Annotated in this window: 25 protein-coding genes and 1 pseudogene; 14 read left to right on the plus strand and 12 right to left on the minus strand. The window is 73.3% G+C overall.

Annotation, left to right across the window (positions count from 1 at the left end):
* Window positions 1-221 precede the first annotated feature (221 nt).
* The 3 genes and pseudogenes from ACGF5T_RS18065 to ACGF5T_RS18075 form a co-directional block, all read left to right on the plus strand.
* Entirely contained in the window at window positions 222-1,163 is a 942-nt protein-coding gene (locus ACGF5T_RS18065; RefSeq protein ID WP_366767936.1) for an SDR family oxidoreductase, read from the plus strand.
* A gap of 158 nt (window positions 1,164-1,321) precedes the next feature.
* On the plus strand, window positions 1,322-1,891 hold the full coding sequence (locus ACGF5T_RS18070) for a snapalysin family zinc-dependent metalloprotease (RefSeq protein WP_366767937.1): 570 nt from the start codon (window positions 1,322-1,324) through the stop codon (window positions 1,889-1,891).
* 115 nt (window positions 1,892-2,006) lie between these two features.
* Window positions 2,007-2,160: pseudogene (locus ACGF5T_RS18075) on the plus strand (cytosine deaminase); the annotation flags it as partial.
* A gap of 109 nt (window positions 2,161-2,269) precedes the next feature.
* Here ACGF5T_RS18075 and ACGF5T_RS18080 read toward each other — a convergent pair.
* Window positions 2,270-2,614: a hypothetical protein gene (locus ACGF5T_RS18080; RefSeq protein WP_392888368.1), complete on the minus strand. Its 345-nt coding sequence runs from the start codon at window positions 2,612-2,614 to the stop codon at window positions 2,270-2,272.
* 75 nt (window positions 2,615-2,689) lie between these two features.
* On the minus strand, window positions 2,690-3,112 hold the full coding sequence (locus tag ACGF5T_RS18085; protein ID WP_366767939.1) for an STAS domain-containing protein: 423 nt from the start codon (window positions 3,110-3,112) through the stop codon (window positions 2,690-2,692).
* 106 nt (window positions 3,113-3,218) lie between these two features.
* Between ACGF5T_RS18085 and ACGF5T_RS18090 the strand changes: the two genes are divergently transcribed.
* On the plus strand, window positions 3,219-3,575 hold the full coding sequence (locus tag ACGF5T_RS18090) for a helix-turn-helix domain-containing protein (protein WP_356611704.1): 357 nt from the start codon (window positions 3,219-3,221) through the stop codon (window positions 3,573-3,575).
* Window positions 3,576-3,589: 14 nt separating this feature from the next.
* Here ACGF5T_RS18090 and ACGF5T_RS18095 read toward each other — a convergent pair whose 3' ends face one another.
* Complete coding sequence (locus ACGF5T_RS18095) at window positions 3,590-4,048, minus strand: VOC family protein (protein ID WP_356611702.1); 459 nt, start codon at window positions 4,046-4,048, stop codon at window positions 3,590-3,592.
* Between the two features lie 227 nt (window positions 4,049-4,275).
* Here ACGF5T_RS18095 and ACGF5T_RS18100 point away from each other — a divergent pair, with 227 nt between their 5' ends.
* The 3 genes from ACGF5T_RS18100 to ACGF5T_RS18110 all read left to right on the plus strand — a co-directional run bounded on the left by ACGF5T_RS18100 (window position 4,276) and on the right by ACGF5T_RS18110 (window position 8,280).
* Entirely contained in the window at window positions 4,276-4,512 is a 237-nt protein-coding gene (locus ACGF5T_RS18100; RefSeq protein ID WP_356611701.1) for a hypothetical protein, read from the plus strand.
* Between the two features lie 200 nt (window positions 4,513-4,712).
* Window positions 4,713-5,366 (plus strand): YceI family protein, encoded by a 654-nt coding sequence (locus tag ACGF5T_RS18105; protein WP_356611700.1) that lies wholly within the window; start codon window positions 4,713-4,715, stop codon window positions 5,364-5,366.
* Window positions 5,367-5,523: 157 nt separating this feature from the next.
* Window positions 5,524-8,280 carry a SpoIIE family protein phosphatase gene (locus tag ACGF5T_RS18110; protein ID WP_366767940.1) on the plus strand — a complete coding sequence of 919 codons (2,757 nt, stop codon included), beginning with the start codon at window positions 5,524-5,526 and terminating at the stop codon, window positions 8,278-8,280.
* Between the two features lie 16 nt (window positions 8,281-8,296).
* On the opposite strand, the gene ACGF5T_RS18115 is transcribed toward ACGF5T_RS18110, so the two are convergent.
* The 4 genes from ACGF5T_RS18115 to ACGF5T_RS18130 form a co-directional block, all read right to left on the minus strand.
* Window positions 8,297-9,061 carry a DUF1275 family protein gene (locus ACGF5T_RS18115; protein WP_366767941.1) on the minus strand — a complete coding sequence of 255 codons (765 nt, stop codon included), beginning with the start codon at window positions 9,059-9,061 and terminating at the stop codon, window positions 8,297-8,299.
* The gene (locus ACGF5T_RS18120; protein WP_356611695.1) at window positions 9,058-10,122 is read right to left on the minus strand and encodes an NAD(+)/NADH kinase; all 1,065 of its coding nucleotides are present in this window, start codon (window positions 10,120-10,122) and stop codon (window positions 9,058-9,060) included. The genes ACGF5T_RS18115 and ACGF5T_RS18120 overlap by 4 nt, the downstream gene beginning before the upstream one ends.
* Before the next feature lie 267 nt (window positions 10,123-10,389).
* Window positions 10,390-10,866, minus strand: a complete 477-nt coding sequence (locus ACGF5T_RS18125) for a spore-associated protein A (RefSeq protein ID WP_356611693.1) — start codon at window positions 10,864-10,866, stop codon at window positions 10,390-10,392.
* Window positions 10,867-11,025: 159 nt separating this feature from the next.
* The gene (locus ACGF5T_RS18130; protein WP_361015191.1) at window positions 11,026-11,994 is read right to left on the minus strand and encodes a DUF3500 domain-containing protein; all 969 of its coding nucleotides are present in this window, start codon (window positions 11,992-11,994) and stop codon (window positions 11,026-11,028) included.
* A gap of 254 nt (window positions 11,995-12,248) precedes the next feature.
* Between ACGF5T_RS18130 and ACGF5T_RS18135 the strand changes: the two genes are divergently transcribed.
* A complete protein-coding gene (locus ACGF5T_RS18135; protein ID WP_361015193.1) occupies window positions 12,249-12,413 on the plus strand; it encodes a hypothetical protein in 165 nt (54 codons plus the stop codon).
* Window positions 12,414-12,538: 125 nt separating this feature from the next.
* Here the strand turns inward: ACGF5T_RS18135 and ACGF5T_RS18140 are convergent, their stop codons facing one another.
* Window positions 12,539-13,114, minus strand: a complete 576-nt coding sequence (locus tag ACGF5T_RS18140) for a dihydrofolate reductase family protein (protein ID WP_366767942.1) — start codon at window positions 13,112-13,114, stop codon at window positions 12,539-12,541.
* Window positions 13,115-13,392: 278 nt separating this feature from the next.
* Between ACGF5T_RS18140 and ACGF5T_RS18145 the strand changes: the two genes are divergently transcribed.
* From ACGF5T_RS18145 to ACGF5T_RS18165, 5 genes are all read left to right on the plus strand, one after another.
* The gene (locus ACGF5T_RS18145) at window positions 13,393-15,204 is read left to right on the plus strand and encodes a methylmalonyl-CoA mutase family protein (RefSeq protein ID WP_361015197.1); all 1,812 of its coding nucleotides are present in this window, start codon (window positions 13,393-13,395) and stop codon (window positions 15,202-15,204) included.
* Window positions 15,204-17,381, plus strand: coding sequence for a methylmalonyl-CoA mutase (gene scpA / locus ACGF5T_RS18150; RefSeq protein ID WP_366767943.1), 2,178 nt, complete (start codon window positions 15,204-15,206; stop codon window positions 17,379-17,381). The genes ACGF5T_RS18145 and scpA overlap by 1 nt, the downstream gene beginning before the upstream one ends.
* Before the next feature lie 12 nt (window positions 17,382-17,393).
* Window positions 17,394-18,398 (plus strand): methylmalonyl Co-A mutase-associated GTPase MeaB, encoded by a 1,005-nt coding sequence (gene meaB / locus ACGF5T_RS18155; RefSeq protein ID WP_366767944.1) that lies wholly within the window; start codon window positions 17,394-17,396, stop codon window positions 18,396-18,398.
* A gap of 327 nt (window positions 18,399-18,725) precedes the next feature.
* Window positions 18,726-19,589: an alpha/beta fold hydrolase gene (locus ACGF5T_RS18160; RefSeq protein WP_366767945.1), complete on the plus strand. Its 864-nt coding sequence runs from the start codon at window positions 18,726-18,728 to the stop codon at window positions 19,587-19,589.
* A gap of 433 nt (window positions 19,590-20,022) precedes the next feature.
* Entirely contained in the window at window positions 20,023-20,466 is a 444-nt protein-coding gene (locus ACGF5T_RS18165) for an ATP-binding protein (protein ID WP_392888379.1), read from the plus strand.
* Here the strand turns inward: ACGF5T_RS18165 and ACGF5T_RS18170 are convergent.
* Entirely contained in the window at window positions 20,420-20,923 is a 504-nt protein-coding gene (locus tag ACGF5T_RS18170) for a DUF2809 domain-containing protein (protein ID WP_366767947.1), read from the minus strand. The two genes, ACGF5T_RS18165 and ACGF5T_RS18170, sit on opposite strands and share 47 nt — an antisense overlap.
* Window positions 20,924-21,131: 208 nt before the next feature.
* Here ACGF5T_RS18170 and ACGF5T_RS18175 point away from each other — a divergent pair, with 208 nt between their 5' ends.
* Window positions 21,132-21,347 carry a hypothetical protein gene (locus ACGF5T_RS18175; protein WP_366767948.1) on the plus strand — a complete coding sequence of 72 codons (216 nt, stop codon included), beginning with the start codon at window positions 21,132-21,134 and terminating at the stop codon, window positions 21,345-21,347.
* A 143-nt stretch (window positions 21,348-21,490) separates the two neighbouring features.
* Here the strand turns inward: ACGF5T_RS18175 and ACGF5T_RS18180 are convergent, their stop codons facing one another.
* From ACGF5T_RS18180 to ACGF5T_RS18190, 3 genes are all read right to left on the minus strand, one after another.
* A complete protein-coding gene (locus tag ACGF5T_RS18180; protein ID WP_366767949.1) occupies window positions 21,491-22,480 on the minus strand; it encodes an MASE1 domain-containing protein in 990 nt (329 codons plus the stop codon).
* Between the two features lie 50 nt (window positions 22,481-22,530).
* On the minus strand, window positions 22,531-23,361 hold the full coding sequence (locus ACGF5T_RS18185) for a PP2C family protein-serine/threonine phosphatase (RefSeq protein WP_356611674.1): 831 nt from the start codon (window positions 23,359-23,361) through the stop codon (window positions 22,531-22,533).
* Between the two features lie 272 nt (window positions 23,362-23,633).
* Complete coding sequence (locus ACGF5T_RS18190; RefSeq protein ID WP_356611672.1) at window positions 23,634-24,191, minus strand: pyridoxamine 5'-phosphate oxidase family protein; 558 nt, start codon at window positions 24,189-24,191, stop codon at window positions 23,634-23,636.
* Window positions 24,192-24,246 lie beyond the last annotated feature (55 nt).

Genomic DNA, 24,246 nt, shown 5'->3' on the forward strand with positions numbered 1-24,246 from the left:
CGATCCCTTTGTAACGCGTGACCGAGCGCTCATCCACGGATTGTCGATCCCCCTCTCCGGCGCCGCCGGCCGCCGGCGTCGGGCGGCCGGCCCGCGTACGCCCCGTCCCCGCCCCTCGGCGGACCGCAGCCCGGACCCGCTCATCAGTGGATCGAGAGGTCCTGGACAGGCCCGGTGGCCGGGGACACCTTGGGGCGACGACATCGTGAGGGAGTGCACCCATGCCACACCGAGACACCGACATCAGCGTTCCCGATCTGACCGGGAAGCGTGCCGTCGTCACCGGAGCGAGTGACGGGATCGGGCTCGGCATCGCCATGCGTCTGGCCGCCGCCGGCGCGGAGGTCGTGATGCCGGTCCGCAATCCGCGCAAGGGTGAGGAAGCGGTCGCCAGGATCCGGGAGCGGTCGCCCCACGCGACAGTGTCCCTGCGCGCCCTCGACCTCTCCTCGCTCACCTCCGTCGCGGAATGCGGCAAGACCCTGCTGGACGAGGGCCGCCCCGTCCACCTCCTCGTCAACAACGCCGGCGTCATGACCCCGCCCCACCGGCAGACGACCGCCGACGGCTTCGAGCTGCAGTTCGGCACCAACCACCTGGGCCACTTCGCCCTGGTCGGCCACCTGTTGCCGCTGCTCCGAGCCGGCCGGGCCCGCGTGACGTCCCAGATCAGCGTCGCCGCGAACCGCAACGCCATCAACTGGGACGACCTGGGCTGGGAGCGTTCCTACAACGGCATGCGCGCCTACAGCCAGTCGAAGATCGCCCTCGGTCTCTTCGGACTCGAACTCGACCGGCACTCCCGAGCGGCGGGCTGGGGCATCACGAGCAACCTCTCCCACCCCGGCATCGCGCCGACGAGGCTGCTCGCCGCCCGCCCCGAGGTCGGCCGCGCCGAGGACACGCTGGGCGTACGCCTGATCCGTGCCCTGTCCGCCCGCGGCATCGTCGTGGGGACGGTGCACACGGCGCAGCTGCCCGCCCTGCTCGCCGCCACGTCCCCCGAGGCCGTCGGCGGGGGCTTCTACGGGCCGAGGGGGCCGGGGCACATGGGTGGCCCCCCGGCACCGCAGAAGCTGTACGGCCGTCTGCGCGACGCCGGGGAGGCACGGCGCGTCTGGCGGATCTCCGAGGAGCTGGCGGGTGTTCACTTCCGGGGATAGGACGTGGCGGGACCGATGAAATCCGCGGCGGTGCGGTACCCGGCAGCCGGATCGGCGGATCGACGGGCCGGATTGACGGATTGGCAGCGGCGTGACGTGGGCAGGGAGGCAGATGATGTCATGAACGCGACTACCTTCCCCCCACAAGGAGGTCGACCATGCACGTCCGCACCCTGACCGGCGGCCTGGCCGCGACTTTGCTGACGTCCCTGTCCCTGCTCGGAGGCCAGGCCTTGGCCGCCGAGCCGTCCGAAGGCTCCGCGCCCCCCGCTGCCGCCGGCCGGGTCCTCACCTACGACGCGAGCGGCGCCGCGGAGTTCAGGTCCGCGGTCGATCGCGGCGCGGCGATCTGGAACGAGAGCGTCGACAACGTGGAACTCCGCCCGGCCGCATCCGGGCAGCGCGCCAACATCCGCGTCCTGGCGGACAACGGCTGGCCGCGCGCCCTGCCCGGCTCCCTCGGCAACGGCACCGTCTACATCGGGCGCCAGGCCGTGAACCAGGGGTACAACACGGTGCGCATCTCGTCCCATGAACTCGGCCACATCCTGGGCCTGCCGGACCGCAAGCCCGGCCCCTGCTCCAGCCTGATGTCGGGCTCCAGTGCGGGCGTCCCCTGCACCAACCCGTACCCCAACACGGCCGAGAAGGCCGAGGTCGAGGGCAACTTCTCCGCGACCTCACGGGCCCCGGAACCGGCCTTGAGGCCCGTCCTGGCCGGAGACTGACCGAAGACTCCGCGAGCAGCCGCCACGACGCGCGCCCCACCTCGTGACCACGGGACGGGGCGCGCCGTTCCGCGACGCGCCGACCGGCTCCAACGCACCCGGGCCCTGTCCCTGCATGGGCCTCCCCCCGGCCGACCTGGGACCGGGTTCGCCGGCCGACTTCGTGCTGCTGCGTGGCGAGTGCCTGCCGCAGGTCGTGGTCGACATGCCCCAGCGCGACATGGTCGTCCACGGAAGGCCGGGGGGTCGCCCGCGACGGCGAGCTGGTCCGAACGGGCCCCGGGGACCCACGCCCCGCCCCACGACGGACGACGGACGGCACCGGCTCGCGCCGGCCGCGATGCGATGCGATGCGGTGCGTTCCAGCGCGTCGGGGCATCAGGGCGGAAGCCGGTGGGCCTCCTCCGCGTCGAGGGACGCGAGTCCCTCCTCCCAACGCCGGCGGCGCTCGTCCTCGCTCTGTTCCCACCAGGGGGTGCCCCGCTCCCCCAACGCGATCTTCGCCCGGTGCACCCGCGCCCGCGCATGGCGCTCGGCCTCCGGGTCGCCGGCGGTCGTGGCCGAACGCACCGCGCGACGGGCCGACATCAGGTGACGCCGCAGCCGGGCCGCCGCCTCCTCGGGTACGGACGGGTCGGTCGCCCGCCACTTGCGTCCCCGCACGACGACGAACCGGCCGTCGGGGGTCCTGTCCGGCGGCTTCTTCGCTTCCACACGGGCCATCCTGCCCCGCGCTTCCCGACACCACCGGCACCGACGTGCCCGCCGGCCCGGTGCTCGAAAGGATCTTGAGGGAACCTAGCCGAGAGCGGCGTCCTCCACCGTCCCGCGCACCTTCAGGATGGTGTCGACGCCGGTGAGTTCCAGGATCCGTTGGAGCTGGGTCGTCGGCGCGGCCACACGCAGATCGGTGGCCAGGTGGGTGTGGATCAGGAGGTTGAGGAGTGTCGAGTCCGCGAACGCGATCCCGGAAGCGTCCACGACCACCTTCTCGTGCTTGGCCGCCGCCACCTCCATCGCCTCCGCCAGCGGCGTGATGGAGTGCATGTCGTAGGAGCCGTTCGCGACGACGACCCACGCGTCGTGCCACTCGTACTGCACCACCGCCGCCCGGCCCGGAACGCGTACGCCGGTCGGTACGGCCGGCATCCCCCGCTCACCGTCGGCATCGACCGCTCGCCCGTGTGTCGCGGCCTCTGCTCCGGCCTCGTCGATAGACACCCTCGGGTCCCTCCTGTGATTCTCCCGTGGGGGATGGCGTCATCCGTTACGCGAAAAGTATGTCACGTATTCTGCATCAGGCAAAGATGGTCCTACAATGCTGTGCATGGTTGGAGTATCTGAGTCGCACAGCGGATGGACGTTCATCACCAACCACGCACGCGTACTGGCGGCCATCGCCGACAACCCGAACATCCGGATCCGCGACATCGCCGCCCGCTGCCGGCTCACGGAGCGCGCCGTCCAGCGGATCATCTCCGATCTGGAACAGGACGGTTACCTGTCCCACACCCGCGACGGGCGCACCAACACCTACCGCATAGACCCGGACAAGGTCCTGCGTCATCCGGCCGAGGCGGGCCTCACCGTGGCCTCACTGCTCTCCCTGCTGGTCCAGGACGAGACCGACCGCATCGGTCAGCCGGGCCCGCGGCCCCTGATGGACGCCAACAGCGCCCGCTGACGACCGTCAGCCCGTCATCGTCGCGGACGATCCCACTCCTCCCCCGGCTTCGGGTGCGCCGAGGAGACGAAGAGGCAGAACGGATGACCCGAGGGATCCGCGAGGACGTACAGCGGCTCCTCCGGATCGTCGGAGCGGTCGAGCAGGAGTTCCGCCCCCAGCGACTCGGCCCTCAGACGCTGGCGCGCAAGCGCCGCGGAGTCCGGCACGGTGAGATCGAGGTGCGCCTGCATCGGAACGTCGTGCAGCGGCCACGTCGTCCGGGGGAGCCGGTCCACCAGCTGGAAGGCGAGGCGGTTCGTTCCGTCGGACGTGCGCAGTACGAGCCAGTCGGGTGTGTCCGGCGCGCCGTCGGCCGGGGGCTCGTCCCCCGGCCGGTACGTCAGACCGAGCAGGTTCCGGTAGAACTCGGCCAGTTGCCTGGCATCGGTGGTGTCCAGCACGGTCTGCAGCAGCCGGGGGTACTCGTCCATGGATCCTCCGCGTCGCCTGTGTGTTCCGCTCCCCTGCCGGTTCCCCGTCGGAGGCGTTACCCACGCGGCCGGACCGTCGGGCGTCCGGGGAGGGCGCGGCCGCGGGTGCGCGGCGGCCCCCCTCGGCGCCGCCCACTCCCCCCGAGCACCCCGGGCCTCCCGGCCGCCTCGTGACGCCCGCGGGTCGGGGACGGGGCGTCGCCGGGTCCGGGCCTAGGATCGGCGGCGTGGACATTCCCGAGGACCTGATCGTGCTTGAGCGGGCGACGGAAGAGCAGCGTGCCCGGCTCGCCGGACTCGACGGCGAGGAGTTCGACGCGCAGCACCGGGCCTGGCGTGCGGCGGCCCAAGCCGCGCAGGCCGCGATCGCCGACCACGCCGCGGTCAGCGGCCAGTCGGTGGAAGGAGTCGAGAGAGCGGTCAAGCGCGCCGTCCGGCAGGCGGAGGAGGATCCCGCCGGATAGCCCGGCGGGACACCGGCCCTCACCCCGCCTCGGCGTGGTGGCCCCGAGGCGGCGCCGGGCAGCAGCACCGGACTCATGTCGATCTTGTGCAGTTCTGCGGTCGGCATCATGGAACCCAGACGAGGTCAGACATCTTGCCGCGTCCTCCCGGTCGGCTCCGTGATAACACCAGGTGACCGACTCGGAAAGGCCACGACTCCATGGGTATCTTCAGCCGCCGTCAGACCGCCGTCATCGACCCGCCGCCGGCTGTCGACTCCGACCGCCCCCTCGGGCGGACCGCGGCGACCGACGCCACGCTCGACCCGGCACTGCGGGCACTGACCGGACACTGGACCATCGACCGCCCGCACAGCCGGATCGGCTTCTCCGTGCGGCACGCCATGGTCACGACCGTCCGCGGGGCCTTCGCCGACTACGACAGCACGCTCTACTTCGACGGGGCCCGGCCTTCCGAGTCCCGGGCGGAACTGGTCATCCGCGTCGCCAGTGTCGACACGGGTGTGGAGCAACGGGACGGTCACCTCGTGGGCCGGGATTTCTTCGACGCGCGCCGCTATCCGGAGATGACCTTCCGCAGCACCTCCACGGTCCACGAGGCGGGCGAGAGCTTCCGCATGACGGGGGACCTCACGATCCGCGACCGGACCCGGTCCGTGGAGATCCAGTTGGACTACCTCGGCTCCGTCATGGACCCGTTCGGTTACGAGCGCGCGGGCTTCGACGGCACCACGACCATCGACCGCAGGGAGTGGGGTCTCGTCTACAACCAGCGGCTCGAGGCAGGCGGCAGCATGGTCAGCGAGAAGGTCCGGCTCCAGTTCGACATCTCCGCGATCCGCGCCACCGGATAGCTTTCCCGGGCCCGCTCCCGCCGTGCGCCGAATCCTCGGCCACGCGCCCCCCGATGAGACGCCCTACCGCCACACCGACGCGCGCCACCGCCGCACCCACGCCCTCCTCGGCCGAGTCCCCGGGCGACGTACCGTCGGATAATGTTAGAAAGGGTATATGTCTGGGCGTTCCGCTCGATCCCTGCGCGCAGGTCGGCCGCCCGTCGACCTGGCCGGGGAAGGCGAGGGCCCGCACCGCTGGTGGCGGTGGCGCGGACACAGCGTCGCCGGGCAGGTCCTCTTCCTCCAGGTCGTGCTCGCCGTCCTGCTGATCGTGGCGGCCGCCGTCGGGGTCACCGTACAGACCCGCAACGACACCGAGCTGGACGCGCAGGAGCGGTCACGGGCCGTCGCCACGGCTCTCGCGCGGTCCCCCGGGTTCGTCACCGCGCTGGAGTCGCGGGACCCCACCGCCGCGCTGCAGCCGTACGTGGCCACGGCCGACGAGGACACCGGGGTGGACTTCGTCGCCGTGATGGACACGGACGGCACCCGCTTCGCCGACACCGATCCGCGGCTGATCGGCGAACCCGCGGACGACGTGCGGCGGGCGGCCACCGAGGGGGCGTTCTCCGAGATCTACGAGGGCGACCCGTCGGATGCGGCCCGGGCGGTCGTCCCGGTCACGGACGGCCGGGGCACCGTCGTGGGGCTCGTCGCGGCGGGCGTGACCCTGGAGACCGTCGGGGACTCATTGGAGGGGCAGGTCCCGATGATCCTCGTGGCGGGAGCCGTCGCGCTGGCCCTGGCCGTCGGCAGCGCCGCGCTGGTCAGCCGGCGGCTGCGCCGGCAGACCCGCGGGATCGGGCCGACCGAGATGACCCGGATGTACGAGCACCACGACGCGGTGCTGCACGCCGTCCGCGAGGGCGTGCTCATCGTGAGCGGCGACGGCCGCCTGGTACTGGCCAACGACGAGGCGCGGCGCCTGCTGGAACTGCCCGAGGACTGCGACGGGCGGCCCATCGCGGAGCTGGGCCTGGACGCCGCCATCGTCGACCTCCTCTCCTCCGAGCGCTCCGTCACGGACGAGGTGCACCCGGCCGGGGACCGGCTGGTGGCCGTCAACACCCGGCGCACGGCCCCGTACGACGGGCCCTCGGGCAAGGTGGCGACCCTCCGGGACACCACGGAGCTGCGTGCGCTGGCCGGTACGGCAGAGGTGGCACGCGAGCGGCTGAAGCTCCTGCACGAGGCGGGGATGCGCGTCGGCACCACCCTGGACGTCACCCGTACGGCCGAGGAGCTGGCGGACGTCGCCGTACCGCGGTTCGCGGACTTCGCGACCGTGGACCTCCTGGACGCCGTGACGCGCGGTGACGAGCCCAGCGGCGCCGCCACGGAGCTGCGGCGGACGGCCCTGCGCGGGATCCACGAGGAGCATCCGTTCCGCCCCGTGGGGAGCGCCGTCGACCCGGTCGCCGCCCCCGACCTGCCCACCGCCACCGGCCCGGCCGAGGGACGCGCCGTACTGGAGGCCGACCTGACCGACGCCCGGCATCGGGACCCGGCGGGCGTGGACCGGGTCCTCGCCGCCGGCGTCCGCTCCCTCGTCTCCGTACCGCTCCAGGCCCGCGGCGTCCCACTGGGCCTGGCCCGCTTCTGGCGGAGGGAGGGCTCGCCTCCCTTCGACGCGGAGGACGTCACCTTCGCCGAGGAGCTGACCGCCCGCGCCGCCGTCGCCATCGACAACGCCCGCCGCTTCACCCGCGAGCACATGATGGCGGAGGTCCTGCAGCGCAGCCTGCTGCCGCACGTCCTGCCCCGTCAGGACGCCGTCGACATCGCCCACCGCTACCTGTCCGCGCAGGCCCGGGTCGGCGGCGACTGGTTCGACGTCATCCCGCTGCCCGGCGCCCGGGTCGCCCTCGTCGTGGGGGACGTGGTCGGGCACGGGATGCACGCCGCGGCGACGATGGGACGGCTGCGCACCGCCGTGCACAACTTCTCCACCCTGGACCTGCCCCCGGACGAACTCCTCACCCACCTCGACGAGCTGGTCAGCGGCCTGGACCAGGAGGATCCCGACAACCCGGACGGCGAGGGGATCACCGGCGCCACCTGCCTGATCGCGGTCTACGACCCCGTCTCGGGCGCGTGCAGCGTCTCCAGCGCGGGTCACCTCGCCCCCGCGCTGGTCCACCCGCAGGGCACCGTGGAGTTCCCCGACGTGCCCGTCGCGCCGCCCCTGGGCCTGGGCGGTCTCCCGTTCGAGTCCACGGAGCTGCACCTGGCCGAGGGCACGAGCATCGTCCTCTACACCGACGGCCTGGTCGAACAGCCCGACCAGGACATCGACGCGGAGCTCGACCTGCTGCGCGGTGTGCTCGCCGATTCGGCCGGCACCACTCCGGAGGAGACCTGCGAGGCGGTGTTCGGCCGGATACTCCCCGAGCACCGGCGCGACGACATCGCGCTGCTCGTCGCCCGCACCCGGCTCCTGGACCGCTCCCGCGTCGCCGACTGGGACGTCCCCCTCGACCCGGCCGCCGTGAGCACCGTACGCAACGCGTGCAGCCGCCAGCTGTCCGCCTGGGGCCTGGACGAGATGGCGTTCGCCACCGAACTGGTCCTCAGCGAGCTGCTCACCAACGCCATCCGGTACGGGTCGGACCCGGTCCACGTGCGGCTGCTGCACGAACGCACCCTGATCTGCGAGGTGTCCGACGGCAGCAGCACCTCCCCGCACCTGCGCCAGGCCGCCATCACGGACGAGGGCGGGCGGGGCCTGTTCCTCGTGGCCCAGCTCGCACGGCGCTGGGGCACCCGGTACACGCCCACCGGGAAGGTGGTCTGGACCGAGCAGTGCCTGGCCGACCAGCAGGTCCCCGACCTGGCGCTGCTCGCCGGACTGGACGACGTGTCCGAGCTGTGACGGCGCCCCCCTTCCATCAGCCGGCCGTGCCCCGCTCCCGGCCCGCACGCCCGAAGGCCGGACCGTGCGGGGCGCCCCCGTCGGTGCGCCAGAGGAGCCAGGCGCCGGTCACCAGGACGGCCGGGGCCACGGCAGCGACGCCGTGCAGCCACCGCTCCAGCAGGGCGAGCCCGGCGGCGCCGGCGACCAGGAGTCCCACGGTGGCCGGAGCCCGCCACCGCAGGCGCCCCTCGGTCACCGCGTCCGTCACGGCGTGGGTGAGCAGACCCGTCAGGTAGGCCGTCGGCGCCCGGGCGCCCAGAGCCACCAGGACTCCGGCGTTCTGGCATCCCATCGCCGCGGACAGCAGGACCAGCAGGGTGGTGCGGACCCAGCCGCCGGGGTGGCCGTCCAGCCGGAGCCACCAGGCGGCGACCGCCCAGAGCAGGAGCAGTTCCAGGAGCAGGAAGTCCGCCGCCGCGGCTCGCCGGGCCCGCCGGACGCGGGCGGCCGCCCAGCCGCCTGAGGCCGCGCCCAGTACGTAACCGAGCACCGCCAGGCCCGCCAGGGCCGCCGGCGCCGCGTCCGCGTGCCCGACGCCGATCCCGACCAGCGCGGAGTTCGCCGTCACCACGCTGGTGAAGACTCCGCCGAGCGCCAGGAAACCCAGCGCGTTGACCGCGCCGGCGCTGAAGGTGAGGAGCCGCGCGGCCCACACCTCCCGTCCCGGCCCTGCGCCGGAGCGCCCGGTGCCGTCTCCCCCGCCGGTCCGCTCCTGGTCCCGCCGGGGCCGGGGCGTCACGCCCCCGGAGCCGTGGGCAGGGGCAGGGCGAGGTGGGCGAGGTCGCCGGGCGGCGGTGTGCTCACCGGCCACAGCGGGGCCGGGGTGCCGTCGGCCACCGCGGCCGGGGCGTCGGTCAGGCGCATGCGTTCCCGTAGCCGGCCGTAGAAGTCCACGGGCCCGAGCCGCACCGCCCGCAGGCGGCGGGATGCCGCGTAGACGCCGAGCCAGTCCCCCGGGTCGAGGACGCCGCGCAGCTGCCCGTCGATGCTGACGGCGGCCTGCCCGGACCGTTCCAGGATCCGCAGTCCGACCGGCTCGTCCGGTGCGGCGACCACCGAGCGGTCGAACGTCATGTGCGGGGCGACCGGTGTGAAGACGAGCGCTTCCGCCCGGGGCGAGACGACGGGCCCGCCCGCGGCGAAGCTGTAGGCGGTGGAACCCGTGGGGGTGGCGACCACCAGGGCGTCGGCGGAGTAGGAGGCCAGCAGGCGGCCGGAGACGTAGACGCCGACGGAGACCTGCCGGTCCCGCGCCAGCTTCTCGAGCACCACGTCGTTGAGGGCGGACACGTTGAGGGGAATGCCCCACTCGTCGCCGCTCTCGCAGTCGGTGCGGACCCGGGGTGGCGGCAGCAGCGGTCCCCGCCCGTAGCGCAGCAGTGCCTCCATGGCCTCGGGCACCTCCAGACGGCGGGACGCCCGCAGGGTGAGCAGCATGCGGCTCTCCGGGTCGACGTCGCCGTCCCGGACGGCATCGAGGGCGGAGCGCACCGCCGGTGCCGGGATCTCGGTCAGGAACCCGACCCGTCCCAGGTCGACGCCGAGGATCAGGGCGCCGTTCTCGGCCGCCAGCCGGGCGCCGCGCAGGAAGGTGCCGTCACCGCCCAGGGTCACGACGAGATCCGGGTCCCCCGCCGCCTCCATCTCCTCCCGCGCGCTGTGCCGACCCTCGTCGCTCCAGACGTCGATGTCGGCGCACCCGACGCCGTTCTCCCCGCACCAGTCCCGGACGTCCCGCGCCGCCGCGGCGGCGCCCTCGCGCCCCCCGTGCACCACGAGTCCGACCCGTCCGATCGCCACAACCGTCTCCCTGCGCGTTCGCGAAAAGGTGCCCGGGGTGTGCTGGTGTGCTCTGTTCGCCGCGACCGTCGGTTCCGGCCGCCCGGGGCCGCATCCACCGGCCCCGGCATCTTCGCCGACCGTCGCGGCTCGGCGGGCCGCGACATGCCGGGGCCGGCACGGCCGGTCGGCGGTCCGCGGACGGCGTCGGTGCCGGGCACGGGGGCCGTCGCGTGCGAGGGCTCCGCCGGACGGCGGAGCCCTCGGTCGGTCCCGGCAGGCGCGGTCTCACCGTTCGCCGGCGAACCAGTCCTTCTGCGGGGCCTTGGCGGCGAGCGCACCGCAGTTGGAGCCGTAGTTCCAGGCCTGCAGGTTGTCGATGACCCCGCCCCACTCGACGCAGGCACCGCGCGCGAACACGTACACGGGTCCCGCGTACGAGCGGTACTCACCGGCGTCGTACTGTTCCTCGCCGGTGTCGACGTTGCGTACGTAGGCCACCATGTACTTCGGAGTGCCGGCACTGTTGCGGATCGTCACGGTGCAGTTCCTGCCCGTGGACGAGTTGTAGGTGAGGTACACGGTGCCGGTGCTGCCGACCGGCATGGAGTTCACGACCTTGTAGCCGGAGCCGCAGACCCCGTTGTACGCCGCGGTCGCGCCGGCGGTCGCCGCGCCGGCGACGGGAGCCGTCGCCAACAGCCCCGCCCCGATGGCCCCGACGGCGATCAGTGTCGCCCCGACGGCTTGTGTCGAACGCTTCATGGCACCTCGATCCGTGAATCGACTGGCCTCCCCATGGTGTTGCTGAAGCCACCTGTTGAGACCTTTGCACCCGTTCGGTGGTTGTACGCCGTTCGCCACTTTTCCAGCATCCGGGCACCGAATCGTCGGCTTCGCAGGCCGGGGTGCGCGCGGGCCGCCTCACCCGTGCTGCTCCGTGTAGTGCGCGCGGAGCAGGTCGGCGCCCCAGTCGTGGCGGACGTGCCGCCAGACGGAGTGGGCGTGGTTGCCGTCGTCCTGGGTGTTGTCGTACTCGATGAGCAGGTCCGGGCCCCGGACGCAGTAGTAGTGCCGGTCCCCCGGTTCGCGGCCCCCCGCCCACGCGAACGAGAGGGTGTCCAGCCCGTGTGCCACGACCTCGGACCAGCACTCGCGCGCGTACGCCTCGGGCGCCCGGTCCAGGTAGCGCCGCACCAGGCGCTCCACCAGCCGCTGTTGACCGGGCGACATGTCACCGTGCGCCAGGCCGGCCGGCAGCAGATCCGGATCGGCGAAAGGGTCGTCGCGGGTCAGGATGTCGTCCGGAGGCACGGCGGCGAAGACGGCCCTCGACCTTCGGCCGGCGTCCAGGTCCGTGACCAGCTCCCGCGCCAGGTCCTCCTCCGGGCCCAGCAGCCGCCGCCCGGCCTGAGGGCCGTGCGCGACGCGAGCGGGCTCCGCACCGACGAAGTGCGGCGTCACCCGCAGCCCCTCCCCCGTGACCAGTACGTGGACGGCGAGGTGATGGCCGTTCATCCGCCAGCCCCAGGGGTCGTCACCGTCCGGGTCCCCGAGCAGGCGCACCCAGTAGCGGTCGGCCCCCGCGGCGCCGACGGTGGCGCGGCGGTGGCGCTCCACCTCGATCGCCCCGCGCGCCAGGTCCGCGCCCGGTGTGCTGTGCGCCGTGGTCAGCAGCGCGTCGACGGCCTCGCGTTGCCGGGTGTCGAGTCCCTCGGTCGACAGGCCGGGACGCGGGCCGGGCAGATAGGTCCACTCCCGCAGCGCGGGCGCGTCCAGCCGGGCGGGCCACTCCCGCAGCTCGCGCACCTGCTCGGGCTCGAGCACGCGCAGCAGCGCGCGTACCGCCTCCCTCATCTCGGCGGCCGTCGCCCGCGATTCCCGCACGTCCACGTCTCTCCTCCCCGTCGGCGCCCGCTGGGGCGCTCCCGCGGGGCGGTGGCGCCCCTGGTGCCCCATGGTGCGTCATCCGGAGGTGCGGGGACACCGGATCACCTGGGCGCGTCCCCGCCCGCCCCGGCGTCGGTACGGGTCCTGCGCCCCCGCTCCGCTCGTCCTGCGCCGAACCGGTGAACCGACCCCTCCGTTCCGGTGAGGACCGTGTCCGGCCGCGAATCCCCGCCGGGGAGGGCGTCGTTCGGCGGGGCATGCGACAGATCAAGCACGTCACCCTGATCCTGACGACCACCGCCGCCACCCTGGCCGCAACCGCCGCCTCCGCCCACGCCTCACCGTTGCCGGGCGGCGGAGCCGGTCAGGCCCTGCCCGCCCTGTACGCCATCCTGGCCTTCGTCCGGCGCACCCTCGGCTGACCCCCGGGGCGTCGGCACGGCCGGTCCGCGCTCGGCCCGGTGCGGCCGGCCGACGCACTCGGGATGCCCACTCACGGGGGGAGCGGCTCACGGCCGGGGCCCGGGCGGGGTGCGCCGGCTCCGGTTCAGTGGAGGGTCGGCCGGTAGACGAGCTCCTGGATGTGACCGTCCAGCGTCCGGTGCTCGACCAGCTCCAGGTCGAAGTCGGCCGCTCCCCCGAAGACCGGGTCCAGCCCGGTCCGGCCGGTGATGACGGGGAACAGCGTGATCTGGACCCGGTCGACCAGGCCGGCGGCCATCAGCGCCCGGTTCATCGACAGGCTGCCGTGCGAGCGCAACGGCACCGGGGACTCCTCCTTGAGCCGGGCGACGACGTCCACGGCGTCGCCCTTCACGACGGTCGCGTCCGGCCAGTCCAGGGGTCCCTCCAGCGTCGTCGAGACCACGGTGGTCGGCAGGTTCCGCATCCGGGTGACCCAGGGGTCGCGCACATCGGATTCCTCGGTGCTCGCGGCCAGCATCTGCGCGAAGGCCCGGTACGTACCGGCCCCGAAGACCATCCGCTGCTCCGGGCCGTAGAGGGCGAGGCGGTGGTCGAGCAGCTCGGGGCCCTGCTTGCCCCAGTAGCCGGACCAGTCGCCGCCGGCGGCACCGTAGCCGTCGAGACTGGAAAAGACGTCGAAGGTGTAGGTGGCGGTCACGTCGTCTCCTCGGTCGGAAATATCGGTGCGGGGGCGGTTCGGCGGTCCCTCCGCGTGCGGTCCGGCGACCGTCCCACCCATGAGACCCGGCAGGCCGCCGGAACTCATCGCTCCACCGGCCGGCGGGCGGCCCCGGCCACTCGAACGGCACATGCGTCATGGCCGAGTGCGCGCAGGGCCGGGGGGGGCGCCGACGACGCACGTCACACCGGCGGAGAGAACAACCTCACACCGGCCCGACCTGCTGCTCGTCTGCCGGCCTGACCTAACATCCGAGCATGACGCTCCTGCCTGACGACGGACTCGCCCTGGCGGCCGAGTTCCCCGACGCGACACACGAGCAGTGGCAGCACCTGGTGGCCGGTGTACTGCGCAGGTCGGGCCGGGAGGTTCCGGACGACGAGGCGGAGGACGCCCTGTCCACCGCGCTGGAGGACGGACTGCGGGCCCGTCCGCTCTACTCCGCGCGCGACGAGGCGCCGGGACCCGGCCTGCCGGGCTTCCCGCCCTTCGTGCGCGGCAGCCGCCCCGAGGGCTGCGCCGTAGGCGGCTGGGACGTGCGCCAGCGGCACGCGTCGGCCGACCCGGCGGCGGTCCTGACCGACCTGGAGAACGGCGTCACCTCCCTGTGGCTGACCGTCGGCGGGTCCGCCGGCATCCCCGTCACCGCGCTCGACCGCGCCCTCGACGGCGTCCACCTCGATCTGGCCCCGGTGGTCCTGGAGGCGGGCGACGCGTTCGAGCCGGCCGCGCGGGAGCTGCTGCGGATCCACGAGGAACGGGGCGTCGCCGCGGACGCCGTGCGCGGCAACCTGGGGGGCGACCCGCTGGGGCACGAGGCCCGCTCCGGAGGGCCGTACGACAGCGGGGCCGTGACCGAGGCGGCCCGGCTGTGCGCCGCGCGCCACCCGGGGCTGCGAGCGCTGACCGTGGACGCGCTGCCGTACCACGAGGCCGGCGCCTCCGCGGCGCAGGAGCTGGGCTGTTCCCTGGCGACGGGCCTGGCCTACCTGCGGGAGCTGACCGCGGCCGGACTGGACACGGCTCAGGCCCTGGCGCAGCTGGAGTTCCGGTACGCCGCGACCGCCGACCAGTTCCTGACCGTCGCCAAGCTGCGCGCGGCGCGGCGCCTGTGGGCTCGGGTGGCCGAGGTCTGCGGGGCGCCGAGGAATGGTGCGCAGCTCCAGCACGCGGTGACCTCGCCGGTGATGATGACGCGCCGCGACCCGTGGGTGAACATGCTGCGCACCACGGTCGCCGCCCTGGCCGCCGGGGTCGGGGGCGCCGAGGCCGTGACCGTGCTGCCCTTCGACGACGCGCTCGGCCTGCCGGACGCCTTCGCCCGGCGTGTCGCCCGCAACACGTCCACCATCCTGATCGAGGAGTCGCACCTGGCCCGGGTGATCGACCCGGCGGGCGGCTCGTGGTACGTGGAGCGGCTGACCGATGAACTGGCGCACGCCGCCTGGACGTTCTTCCAGGAGATCGAGCGGGCCGGCGGGCAGGCGGCCGCGCTGCGCTCCGGGACGGTGGGCGAACGGCTGGCACAGACGTGGGCGGTGCGCAGCAAGCAGCTGGCGAAGCGGCGGGAGCCGGTCACCGGGGTCAGCGAGTTCCCGCACCTGGACGAGAAGCCGGTGGTGCGCGCGCCCGCGCCCGAGCCGCCCACCGGGGGTCTGCCCCGGGTGCGGCGGGACGAGGCGTTCGAGGTGCTGCGCGCCCGCTCCGACGCCCATCTGGCCGCGACCGGCTCCCGCCCGCGCGTCCACCTGACCGCGCTCGGCCCGGCCGCCGCGCACAGCTCCCGGCTCGCCTTCGCCGCCAACCTCTTCCGGGCGGGCGGCATCGAGGCCGTCGCCGAGGGCGGCTTCGAGGGCAGCGGCGCGCGGGAGGTGTGCCTGTGTTCGAGCGACGCGCTGTACGCGGAGCAGGCCGAGGACACGGCCGCCGCGTTGCGGGAGGCGGGCGCCGAGCACGTGTTCCTCGCCGGCCGCCCCGGACCGTACGCGGGCGTGGACACCTTCGTGTTCGCCGGCTGTGACGCGGTCGCCGTACTGTCGGCGACCCTCGACCGCATGGGAGTGCGCTGATGTCCATCCCCGACTTCTCGGCGATCGAGCTGGGGGCTCCGCCCTCCGCCGCCGGCCCCGACGAGTGGCGTGCCGCCGTGAAGAAGGCCGCCGACGGTGACGACCTTGTGTGGCGGACACCGGAGGGGATCTCGGTCAAGCCGCTCTACACCGGGGACGACCTGGAGGGCCTGGACTTCCTGGACACCTACCCGGGCATCGCGCCGTACCTGCGGGGCCCGTACCCGACGATGTACGTCAACCAGCCCTGGACCGTCCGCCAGTACGCCGGCTTCTCCACCGCCGAGGAGTCCAACGCCTTCTACCGGCGCAACCTGGCGGCCGGGCAGAAGGGCCTGTCGGTCGCGTTCGACCTGCCCACGCACCGGGGCTACGACAGCGACCATCCGCGGGTGACGGGCGACGTCGGCATGGCGGGGGTCGCCATCGACTCGATCTACGACATGCGGCAGCTCTTCGACGGCATCCCGCTGGACCGGATGAGCGTGTCGATGACGATGAACGGTGCCGTGCTGCCGGTGCTGGCGCTGTACATCGTCGCGGCGGAGGAACAGGGTGTGCCGCCGGAGAAGCTGGCCGGGACCATCCAGAACGACATCCTCAAGGAGTTCATGGTCCGCAACACCTACATCTACCCGCCGAAGCCGTCGATGCGGATCATCTCCGACATCTTCGCGTACACCTCGAAGCGGATGCCCCGCTACAACTCGATCTCCATCTCCGGCTACCACATCCAGGAGGCCGGGGCGACGGCCGACCTGGAGCTGGCGTACACCCTCGCCGACGGCGTCGAGTACATCCGGGCCGGGCAGGAGGCGGGGCTGGACGTGGACGCGTTCGCGCCCCGGCTGTCGTTCTTCTGGGCGATCGGCATGAACTTCTTCATGGAGATCGCCAAGTTGCGCGCGGCGCGGCTGCTGTGGGCGAAGCTGGTGAAGCAGTTCGATCCGAAGAACGCCAAGTCCCTCTCCCTGCGCACCCATTCGCAGACCTCCGGCTGGTCGCTGACCGCGCAGGACGTCTTCAACAACGTCACCCGCACCTGCGTGGAGGCGATGGCCGCCACCCAGGGACACACCCAGTCGCTGCACACCAACGCCCTCGACGAGGCGCTCGCCCTGCCCACCGACTTCTCCGCCCGCATCGCCCGCAACACCCAGTTGCTGCTCCAGCAGGAGTCCGGCACGACACGGGTGATCGACCCCTGGGGCGGCAGCGCCTACGTCGAGCGGCTGACGTACGACCTGGCCCGCCGGGCCTGGCAGCACATCCAGGAGGTGGAGCGGGCGGGCGGCATGGCGCGGGCCATCGACGCCGGCATCCCCAAGCTGCGGGTGGAGGAGGCCGCCGCCCGCACCCAGGCGCGGATCGACTCCGGGCGGCAGCCGGTGATCGGCGTGAACAAGTACCGGGTGGAGTCCGACGAACAGATCGAGGTGCTCAAGGTCGACAACTCCTCGGTACGCGCCCAGCAGATCGCCAAGCTGCGGCGGCTGCGGGAGGAACGGGACGAGACCGCCTGCCGGGACGCGCTCGACGCACTCACGCGGGCAGCCGGCGGCGGGGGCAACCTGCTGGAGCTGGCGGTACGGGCGGCTCGCGCGAAGGCGACGGTCGGGGAGATCAGCGACGCCCTGGAGAAGGTGTACGGACGCCACGCGGGCCAGATCCGTACGATCTCCGGTGTGTACCGCAACGAGACGGGCGAGTCGCCGGCCGTGGAGCGCACCCGGGCGGTGGTGGAGTCCTTCGCCGAGGAGGAGGGCCGCAGGCCGCGCATCCTGGTCGCCAAGATGGGTCAGGACGGTCACGACCGGGGGCAGAAGGTGATCGCCACCGCCTTCGCCGACCTCGGCTTCGACGTGGACGTCGGCCCGCTGTTCCAGACCCCGGCCGAGGTCGCCCGTCAGGCGGTCGAGGCGGACGTGCACATCGTCGGGGTGTCGTCCCTGGCGGCCGGGCACCTCACGCTCGTCCCGGCGCTGCGCGAGGCGCTCGCCGAGGAGGGGCGCGAGGACATCATGGTCGTGGTCGGCGGGGTGATCCCGCCGCAGGACGTGCCGGTCCTGCTGGAGATGGGCGCGGCCGCGGTCTTCCCGCCGGGCACGGTGATCCCGGACGCGGCTCGTGACCTGGTCCGGCGGCTGGCGTCCGACCTCGGACTCGGCGAGCTGTGAGCCGGTGACCTGATGGCTCTCGATCTCGACGCGTACGTCGAGGGCGTCCTAGGCGGCAGGCGCGCGGTCGTCGCACGGGCGATCACCCTCGTCGAGTCCACCCGCCCCCAGCACCGGGCGCTCGCCCAGCGGCTGCTGACCGAGCTGATGCCGCACGGCGGCAGGGCCCGGCGGATCGGGATCAGTGGCGTGCCGGGCGTGGGCAAGTCGACGTTCATCGACGCCTTCGGCACGATGCTGACCGGTCTCGGGCACCGGGTCGCCGTCCTCGCCGTCGACCCGTCGTCGAGCCGCACCGGCGGCTCGATCCTCGGCGACAAGACCAGGATGGAACGCCTGGCCGTCGACCCGGCGGCGTTCGTCCGCCCCTCCCCCACCGCGGGGACGCTCGGCGGGGTCGCGAAGGCGACCCGCGAGTCGATCGTGGTGATGGAGGCCGCCGGCTACGACGTGGTGCTGGTGGAGACGGTCGGGGTCGGCCAGTCCGAGACGGCCGTCGCGGACATGGTCGACTCCTTCCTGCTGCTCACCCTGGCCCGCACCGGCGACCAGTTGCAGGGCATCAAGAAGGGCGTGCTGGAACTGGCCGACGTGATCGCCGTGAACAAGGCCGACGGCCCGCACGAACGCGACGCCCGCGCGGCGGCCCGCGAACTGGCCGGTGCCCTGCGGCTCATGCACGGCCAGGACGCCTTCTGGACACCCCCGGTGCTCAGTTGCAGCGCGCGCGAGTCGGCCGGGCTCGACGCCGTCTGGGACCGCTTGGAACAGCACCGCACCCTGCTCGAGACCACCGGCCGCCTCGCCGCCAAGCGCCGTACCCAGCAGGTCGACTGGGTCTGGGCCATGGTCCGCGACGAGTTGCTGGGCCGCCTGCACGCCGACCCGGACGTGCGTGCTCTCGCCCCACGGCTCGAACAGCGGGTCAGGGAGGGTGAGCTGACGGCGACGCTGGCCGCGGAACGCATCCTGGACGCCTTCACGGGCGACGCGGCCGCCCCCTCGGCTCCCGCCTGACGTCGCCGGCGGACCAGGGCCGCCGCCTCGCGCGCCGCCGGTCGTGACGCGCGTGCGCGGCATCCTCCTCACCGCGCCGCCTCGGAGTCGGTCGCCGTCCGGCTCCCGGAGTCACTCGCCGTCCGGCCACAAGGGTGACGCCGGGCCCCGCTACCTCCCGCCCCGCACCCGGCCGCCGACGCGGCCTCCGTCTGATCCGGGCCGCGGGCCGCCAGGGGCGGGAAAGCGGAGGGATTCGGACCGGTTGCGCCGCTGATCTTCCGCTGCGTAGGGTCCGTTGATCCATCGGGCAGCCGTTCGCTGCCCCGGCCTGAGAGTGGGTAGACCATGCAGCCGACGTTCGTACTCGTACACGGCGCCTTCGCGAATTCCTTCTCCTTCGCACCCCTTCAGGCCGAGCTCGGTCTGCTGGGGCACCGTTCCGTCGCCGTGGACCTCCCCGGCCACGGCTTCGCGGCGAGTTACTCGCACGCGTACCAGGCACCGCAGGACGCCGAAGGTCTCGCGACCGCGCCGGGCTCCCTGAAGGGGGTCACGCTCGCCGACAACGCGGCGCACGTGATCAGCGTCCTGGAACGGGCCAAGGAACACGGGCCGGTGATCCTGGTCGCGCACAGCCGGGGCGGCGTCACGGCCACCGCCGTGGCCAACGCGCGCCCGGACCTCATCGACCGCATCGTCTACGTCGCCGCCTGGTGCCCGGTCCGTCTGGACGTGAACGACTACTACGCCGAGCCGGAGATGGCCACGGTCGACGCCGCCTCGGTCGGCCTGGCGATGGCCGGGAACCCGGCGGAACTCGGGCTGCTCCGCGTCAACTTCCGCACCGCGGACCGTGACGCCCTCGCGGCGCTCAAGGCCGCCTTCCTCGCCGACGGCACCGAGGAGGAGTTCCTGACCTTCCTGAACACCTTCCAGCCCGACGAGAACCTCGACGTCGGCGGTGCCGACGACCGGGCGCAGGCGGCGACCTGGGGCCGCGTCCCGAAGACCTTCGTGCGTCTGGCGGACGACGCGAGCATGCCCCCCGTGATGCAGGACCGGCTGATCCGCGAGGGCGACGAACTCACACCGGAGAACCCGTACGACGTGCGGACCCTCGCAGGCAGCCATCTGAAGTGGCTGGTCGACCCGGCACCGTCGGCCCGCGTACTGGGGGAACTGGCCGCGCTCACGGCCGGGGCCGCCTGACCGCGCGAGGAACCGGGAGGCCGGACGGCCCGGCGATGGCACCGGTGCGCGCGGGTGCCCGCCGGGTCGGGGAAGATGGTGGCGCCCACCCTGTCCCGCCGGCGAGGAGAGTCCGCGCGGATGCCTGCTTCCGCCCCCGGCCCGAGACAGCCGACCATCGCCGACGTCGCTCACGTCGCGGGGGTGTCGCGCACGACCGTGTCCCACGCGCAGGCAGCACGCTCGGACTGAAGCCGCGATCCGGCCCTGGACGGAGAGCCGCATCGATGTGGCCGAATCGATGTGGCCGCAAGTATGTGAGGCGCCCGCCGAGGCGTCGAGGCCGACCGGGCCGGGAGAGGGCCGCCCCACTGCGTGGACATCGCCGCTTCAATCCGCGCCCCGGGGGTAGTCGCGACGCAGTGAAGTCGAGCCGGGATGGGGACCGCAGTGGATGACCGGGATGGGGGCCGCAGTGGATGATTCGTCGCTACGGGCAGTGGGGTGGGCGCGTTCGCTGCCGATGCAGACCGGCCCGAAGACGGCACGTGACTGGGCGCGCAAGCACCTGGAGACCCTCGACTGGACGGCCGGTGCCTCCGAGACGGTGGACGCCGTGCTGCTCACGGTGTCCGAACTGGTCACGAACGCACACGTGCACGCCCGTTCGCACGCTCAGTTGGTGATGACCTGGGACGGCCGCTGCCTCCATGTGGCCGTCCACGACGCCTCCAGCACGCTGCCGCGCGCTCGGCCGCCGAGCGAGGAACGTCTCGGCGGGCGGGGGATGTTCCTCGTCGACGCCCTGGCCGACAGCTGGGAGGCGCATCCGTGCCCGGACGGCAAGACGGTCATCGCCTGCTTCCGTCCTCCGTCGGTGGCGGCGGACGCCCACTGACCTCCGTCCCGCGGAGCCGGCGGCGCGCACCCGGTCGGGCCGGGCGGGCGGCGCGGCGCGCCAGATGTCCGGCCGACCAGCCAGCCGCCGCGCCGACCGCGTACCAGAACAGGTCGGGTGCGTCGAAGGTGGAGCCGAGGACCAGGCGGGCCGCCGTGCTCCGCCGGGACAGCTCCGCCGGAAGGTCGCTCAGCTGCAGGAACTCGACACCCCAGCTCAGGGCCAGGGCGACGGCGGCGGCCCGCGGTGCCGTGACGCGGGGAGCGACCAGGACGACGAGGGTGAACAGCAGCAGGGTGTACAGGGCGTCCCCGCCGTACTTGGCCACCTCCCCCTCCGCCGCGGCCCTGAGTCCCAGCCCGGCGGCGACGGTCGAGACGGCGGCCACCGCGGCCACCGCACGCGTACGGAGCAGGACGCCGTCGGCGTCGGCGCGTGGGCCGGAAGGGTGGACCATGCGGTCATTGTGCTGGACGCCCTCGTCAGGGCCGCCGGGAGGTCCGCCGGCGGAGGTCGCCGGGCGCCCCCCGTGGTCCGCCGGGTGTCCGCGTCGGGTGCGCTGCGCCCAAAAGGGTGGCCGGAGGCCGTGTCGAACGGCCGCCGTGGGACCGGTTGGCCATCCTGGGCCGGTACCGGCGCCCATCCCCCACCCTAGGAGCACGGCCATGCCCACGGACTCTGTCGGACGCTTCCTGGCGGCTCTGGACCCGGACCACCGGGAAGCCGTCCGTGCCCGGTCCCGCGAGGAGCAGGAACGCCTGGCGCAGGAGTGGGAGCGGGAGCTCCAGGCGGACACGGACCTCGACACCCTCGACGAGTTGTCCCCGTCGGCGGCGGAGGGTGAGGCGGCCCGACGGGTCATGGGGACGGAGAGCGACTGAGAGCCGGGCGCCGGGGCCGGACGCCTCCGCGACCGAGAGCCACCCCGCGCGCGGAACCGGCGTCACCGCCGGGGCCGGCCCGTACGCGGCGCGGACGCGGCCGCCGTCCACGGCAGAGGGCCCGCACGACCGCGTCCCCGCGCTCACCGGGCGTCCCGGCCGGGTGTCCCCGCATTTCCGGAGCCTCCGGCGTTGAGGTGCTGCAACGCCTCGACCAGCTCGTGACAGGCCCGCTCGACCGACCGCCTGGTGTTGAGCTGTTCGCTGATGACGGCGGAGAGCAGGAGCGCGGTCAGCCCCAGGGTCCCGTTGAACGCCTGCAGTTTCATCATGATCTCGACATCGGTGAGCCCGCCGAAGGAGCCGGTCTCCTGCCTGGCCGCGACGGTGGCGGTCACGGAGGCGAAGAGGGCGCACGGCATCCCGCCCGCCAGCTGGAACCGCAACGCGGCCCAGACGAGCAGCGGGTACACGAGGAACAGGGCGCTGACCGAGCTGTACGTGACCATCGGGACCAGGACGCACACGACGAGGGCGAGGCCCGCGGCCTCGATCCACCGGCCCGACGGGGGCGGCCGGCGTGCCCGGTGCAGCAGGAGCAGCAGGGGGGTGACGAGGACGACGCCCATGGCGTCTCCCACCCACCACGCCAGCCAGACGAGCCAGAAGTCGTCGGGAGCGAGTTTGTCCGTCAGGACGAGTACGCCGACGCCGGATCCCGAACTGATCAGCATGGCCGTCAGCGCTCCCAGGAACACGAGGGCGAGGCCGTCGCGCAGACGGCTCAGGCTCACCCGGAACCTGACCGCGCGCAGCATCAGGCAGGCACACACGGGTGCGACGGTGTTGCCCAGCACGATCCCGACGGCCGACAGCCCGGGAACCGTGAGCGACGCGACGACCAGCAGGGCGCCGATCGCGATGCCCGGCACGCACCGGAACCCGAACAGCAGCAGACAGGTCAGCGCGACGCCGGTGGGGGGCCAGATCGGGGTGACGACCGCTCCGTCCGCGACGAGCCGCTGTGAGAGCCCCAGTCGCCCCGCCGCGTAGTAGCAGACGGCGACGAGCAGCGTCTCGCAGGCGAGGACGACCGGTCGCGGCCATGCACGGATACCCACCACAGCAGCCATCAGACACCGAGGCGGCCGAGTCAGCGATCCCAGACGTGCCCCGGCCCGCCCTACGGCGTAACGCCGCGACCGTCGTGGCCCACGACGAGCACGGCGGCGTCGTCCTCGTGTCCCACCAGCTCCGCGTTCTTCAGTACGGCTGCCGCGAGCGAGTGCGCCTCCATGCCCGCGACGGCGGCGATGCCCGCGAGCCGTACGACCCTCGCAAGTCCTTCGTCGACGCTCAGGGACGGCCCTTCCACCACGCCGTCCGTGAGCAGGACGAAGACGCCGCCCGTGTCGAGCTGGTACCGGGTCACGGGGTATTCGGACCCCCGCAGGATGCCCAGCGGCGGTCCCCCCTCGTCCTCGGAGACCTCGGCCTTGCCGTCCGCCGTGGCCCAGACACAGGGAATGTGCCCGGCCCGCGCGCTCTCCAGCTCGCCGGTCGCCGGGTCGAAGCGCATGAACGTGCAGGTGGCGAAGAGGTCCTTGTCCAGGGTCAGGAGGAGGTCGTTCGTGCGGGCGAGCAGGTCGCCCGGCTCACTGGTGACGGAGGCCAGCGCCCGCAGGCCGACGCGGATCTGGCCCATGAAGGCCGCCGCGTCGATGGCGTGGCCCTGGACGTCTCCGACGGAGAGGCCGATCCGGCCGTCGGGGAGGACGAAGGCGTCGTACCAGTCGCCGCCCACGTTGAGTCCGGCGTACGCGGGGGAGTAGCGGGCGGCGAGGTGGATGCCGGGGACGACGGGCAGGTCGGCGGGAAGCATGTCGCGCTGCAGGGCGATCGCCAGTTCCATCTGGGACCGGCGCAGCTCGGCCAGCTCCCGCGTCCGGGTGGTGAGCGACGCCAGCCTGGCCAGCAGCTCTTCACCGTCAGGTGCGGGACGCCTTCGGAACATCCGCCACTCCCGAGCCGGGCCGCCTCCGTTCGGGCGTCACCGTGCGGTTCGGGGCGGCCCGGAGACCGGCTCCCGGCACGCTCGTCGCGGAGGCCCGAACACTTCTGGTCGCACATCACCCGGGGGCTTCTCGTACGCGCCCCGAACAGTGCAAGTCTCTCATTCACCCCCGGCAGGGGCATGCCGAGGCCGGCGGGGCGGCCGCGTGGAGGGCGACACCGTGAGGGCTCGGCCCTCGCGGACCCTCGTCACTCCTGGCGGAGCCGCTCGCGTCAGAACGACCAGCGCGTGTGGGTGTACACCCCGTCGTCCCGGCCGAATCCGTACGCCGCGGCCGGGGCGAGGGCGAAGACCACCACGTCCCCCTTGCGGACGTGGTCCCCCATTCCGTGGAAGGTGCCCTCGGGCGCGGTGATGTGCGGGCCGTACTTGGTCTCGTGCGCCTCGATCACCCGTTCCAGTACCGCCGGGTCGGTCACCCGCACCGCCGTGCCCTCGACGACCAGGTCGAGTCCTTCGGTGAGCGAGTTCCTTCCGGTGGTCAGCGCACAGTGCCCGTCATGAGCGAGGTTGCGCGCCTTCTGTTCCTCGGGACCGGTCGAGAAGTACAGCACCCCGTCGCTCCAGGCGGCGATCACGGGGGTGACGTGCAGTCGGCCGTCGGGCCGCACGGTGGACGCCCAGAAGATCTCGGCCTCGTCCAGTCGTCGCAGGGCCTCGGTCCACTGCGTGGCGGTCACGGCCTCGGACCCTGGACGCGGGTTGAGCGCGGAACTGTAGCGGGCGTCGAGCTCGGCGGTGGGTCGCGCCGCGGATCGCTGTTCGGGCATGACGGACTCCTTTCCCTCCCCATGTCGACCCGCCGGCGGCGCGTGAATCATCGCT

This window comes from Streptomyces sp. NPDC047853 (genome assembly GCF_043204535.1).
GTDB lineage: Bacteria > Actinomycetota > Actinomycetes > Streptomycetales > Streptomycetaceae > Streptomyces.

Coding starts and splice junctions, on each gene's coding strand:
- ACGF5T_RS18065 (WP_366767936.1), top strand. CDS start 222: ATGCCACACCGAGACACCGACATCAGCGTTCCCGATCTGACCGGGAAG.
- ACGF5T_RS18070 (WP_366767937.1), top strand. CDS start 1,322: ATGCACGTCCGCACCCTGACCGGCGGCCTGGCCGCGACTTTGCTGACG.
- ACGF5T_RS18080 (WP_392888368.1), bottom strand. CDS start 2,614: ATGGCCCGTGTGGAAGCGAAGAAGCCGCCGGACAGGACCCCCGACGGC.
- ACGF5T_RS18090 (WP_356611704.1), top strand. CDS start 3,219: ATGGTTGGAGTATCTGAGTCGCACAGCGGATGGACGTTCATCACCAAC.
- ACGF5T_RS18095 (WP_356611702.1), bottom strand. CDS start 4,048: ATGGACGAGTACCCCCGGCTGCTGCAGACCGTGCTGGACACCACCGAT.
- ACGF5T_RS18105 (WP_356611700.1), top strand. CDS start 4,713: ATGGGTATCTTCAGCCGCCGTCAGACCGCCGTCATCGACCCGCCGCCG.
- ACGF5T_RS18110 (WP_366767940.1), top strand. CDS start 5,524: ATGTCTGGGCGTTCCGCTCGATCCCTGCGCGCAGGTCGGCCGCCCGTC.
- ACGF5T_RS18125 (WP_356611693.1), bottom strand. CDS start 10,866: ATGAAGCGTTCGACACAAGCCGTCGGGGCGACACTGATCGCCGTCGGG.
- ACGF5T_RS18135 (WP_361015193.1), top strand. CDS start 12,249: ATGCGACAGATCAAGCACGTCACCCTGATCCTGACGACCACCGCCGCC.
- ACGF5T_RS18145 (WP_361015197.1), top strand. CDS start 13,393: ATGACGCTCCTGCCTGACGACGGACTCGCCCTGGCGGCCGAGTTCCCC.
- scpA (WP_366767943.1), top strand. CDS start 15,204: ATGTCCATCCCCGACTTCTCGGCGATCGAGCTGGGGGCTCCGCCCTCC.
- meaB (WP_366767944.1), top strand. CDS start 17,394: ATGGCTCTCGATCTCGACGCGTACGTCGAGGGCGTCCTAGGCGGCAGG.
- ACGF5T_RS18160 (WP_366767945.1), top strand. CDS start 18,726: ATGCAGCCGACGTTCGTACTCGTACACGGCGCCTTCGCGAATTCCTTC.
- ACGF5T_RS18165 (WP_392888379.1), top strand. CDS start 20,023: ATGACCGGGATGGGGGCCGCAGTGGATGATTCGTCGCTACGGGCAGTG.
- ACGF5T_RS18170 (WP_366767947.1), bottom strand. CDS start 20,923: ATGGTCCACCCTTCCGGCCCACGCGCCGACGCCGACGGCGTCCTGCTC.
- ACGF5T_RS18175 (WP_366767948.1), top strand. CDS start 21,132: ATGCCCACGGACTCTGTCGGACGCTTCCTGGCGGCTCTGGACCCGGAC.
- ACGF5T_RS18180 (WP_366767949.1), bottom strand. CDS start 22,480: ATGGCTGCTGTGGTGGGTATCCGTGCATGGCCGCGACCGGTCGTCCTC.
- ACGF5T_RS18185 (WP_356611674.1), bottom strand. CDS start 23,361: ATGTTCCGAAGGCGTCCCGCACCTGACGGTGAAGAGCTGCTGGCCAGG.
- ACGF5T_RS18190 (WP_356611672.1), bottom strand. CDS start 24,191: ATGCCCGAACAGCGATCCGCGGCGCGACCCACCGCCGAGCTCGACGCC.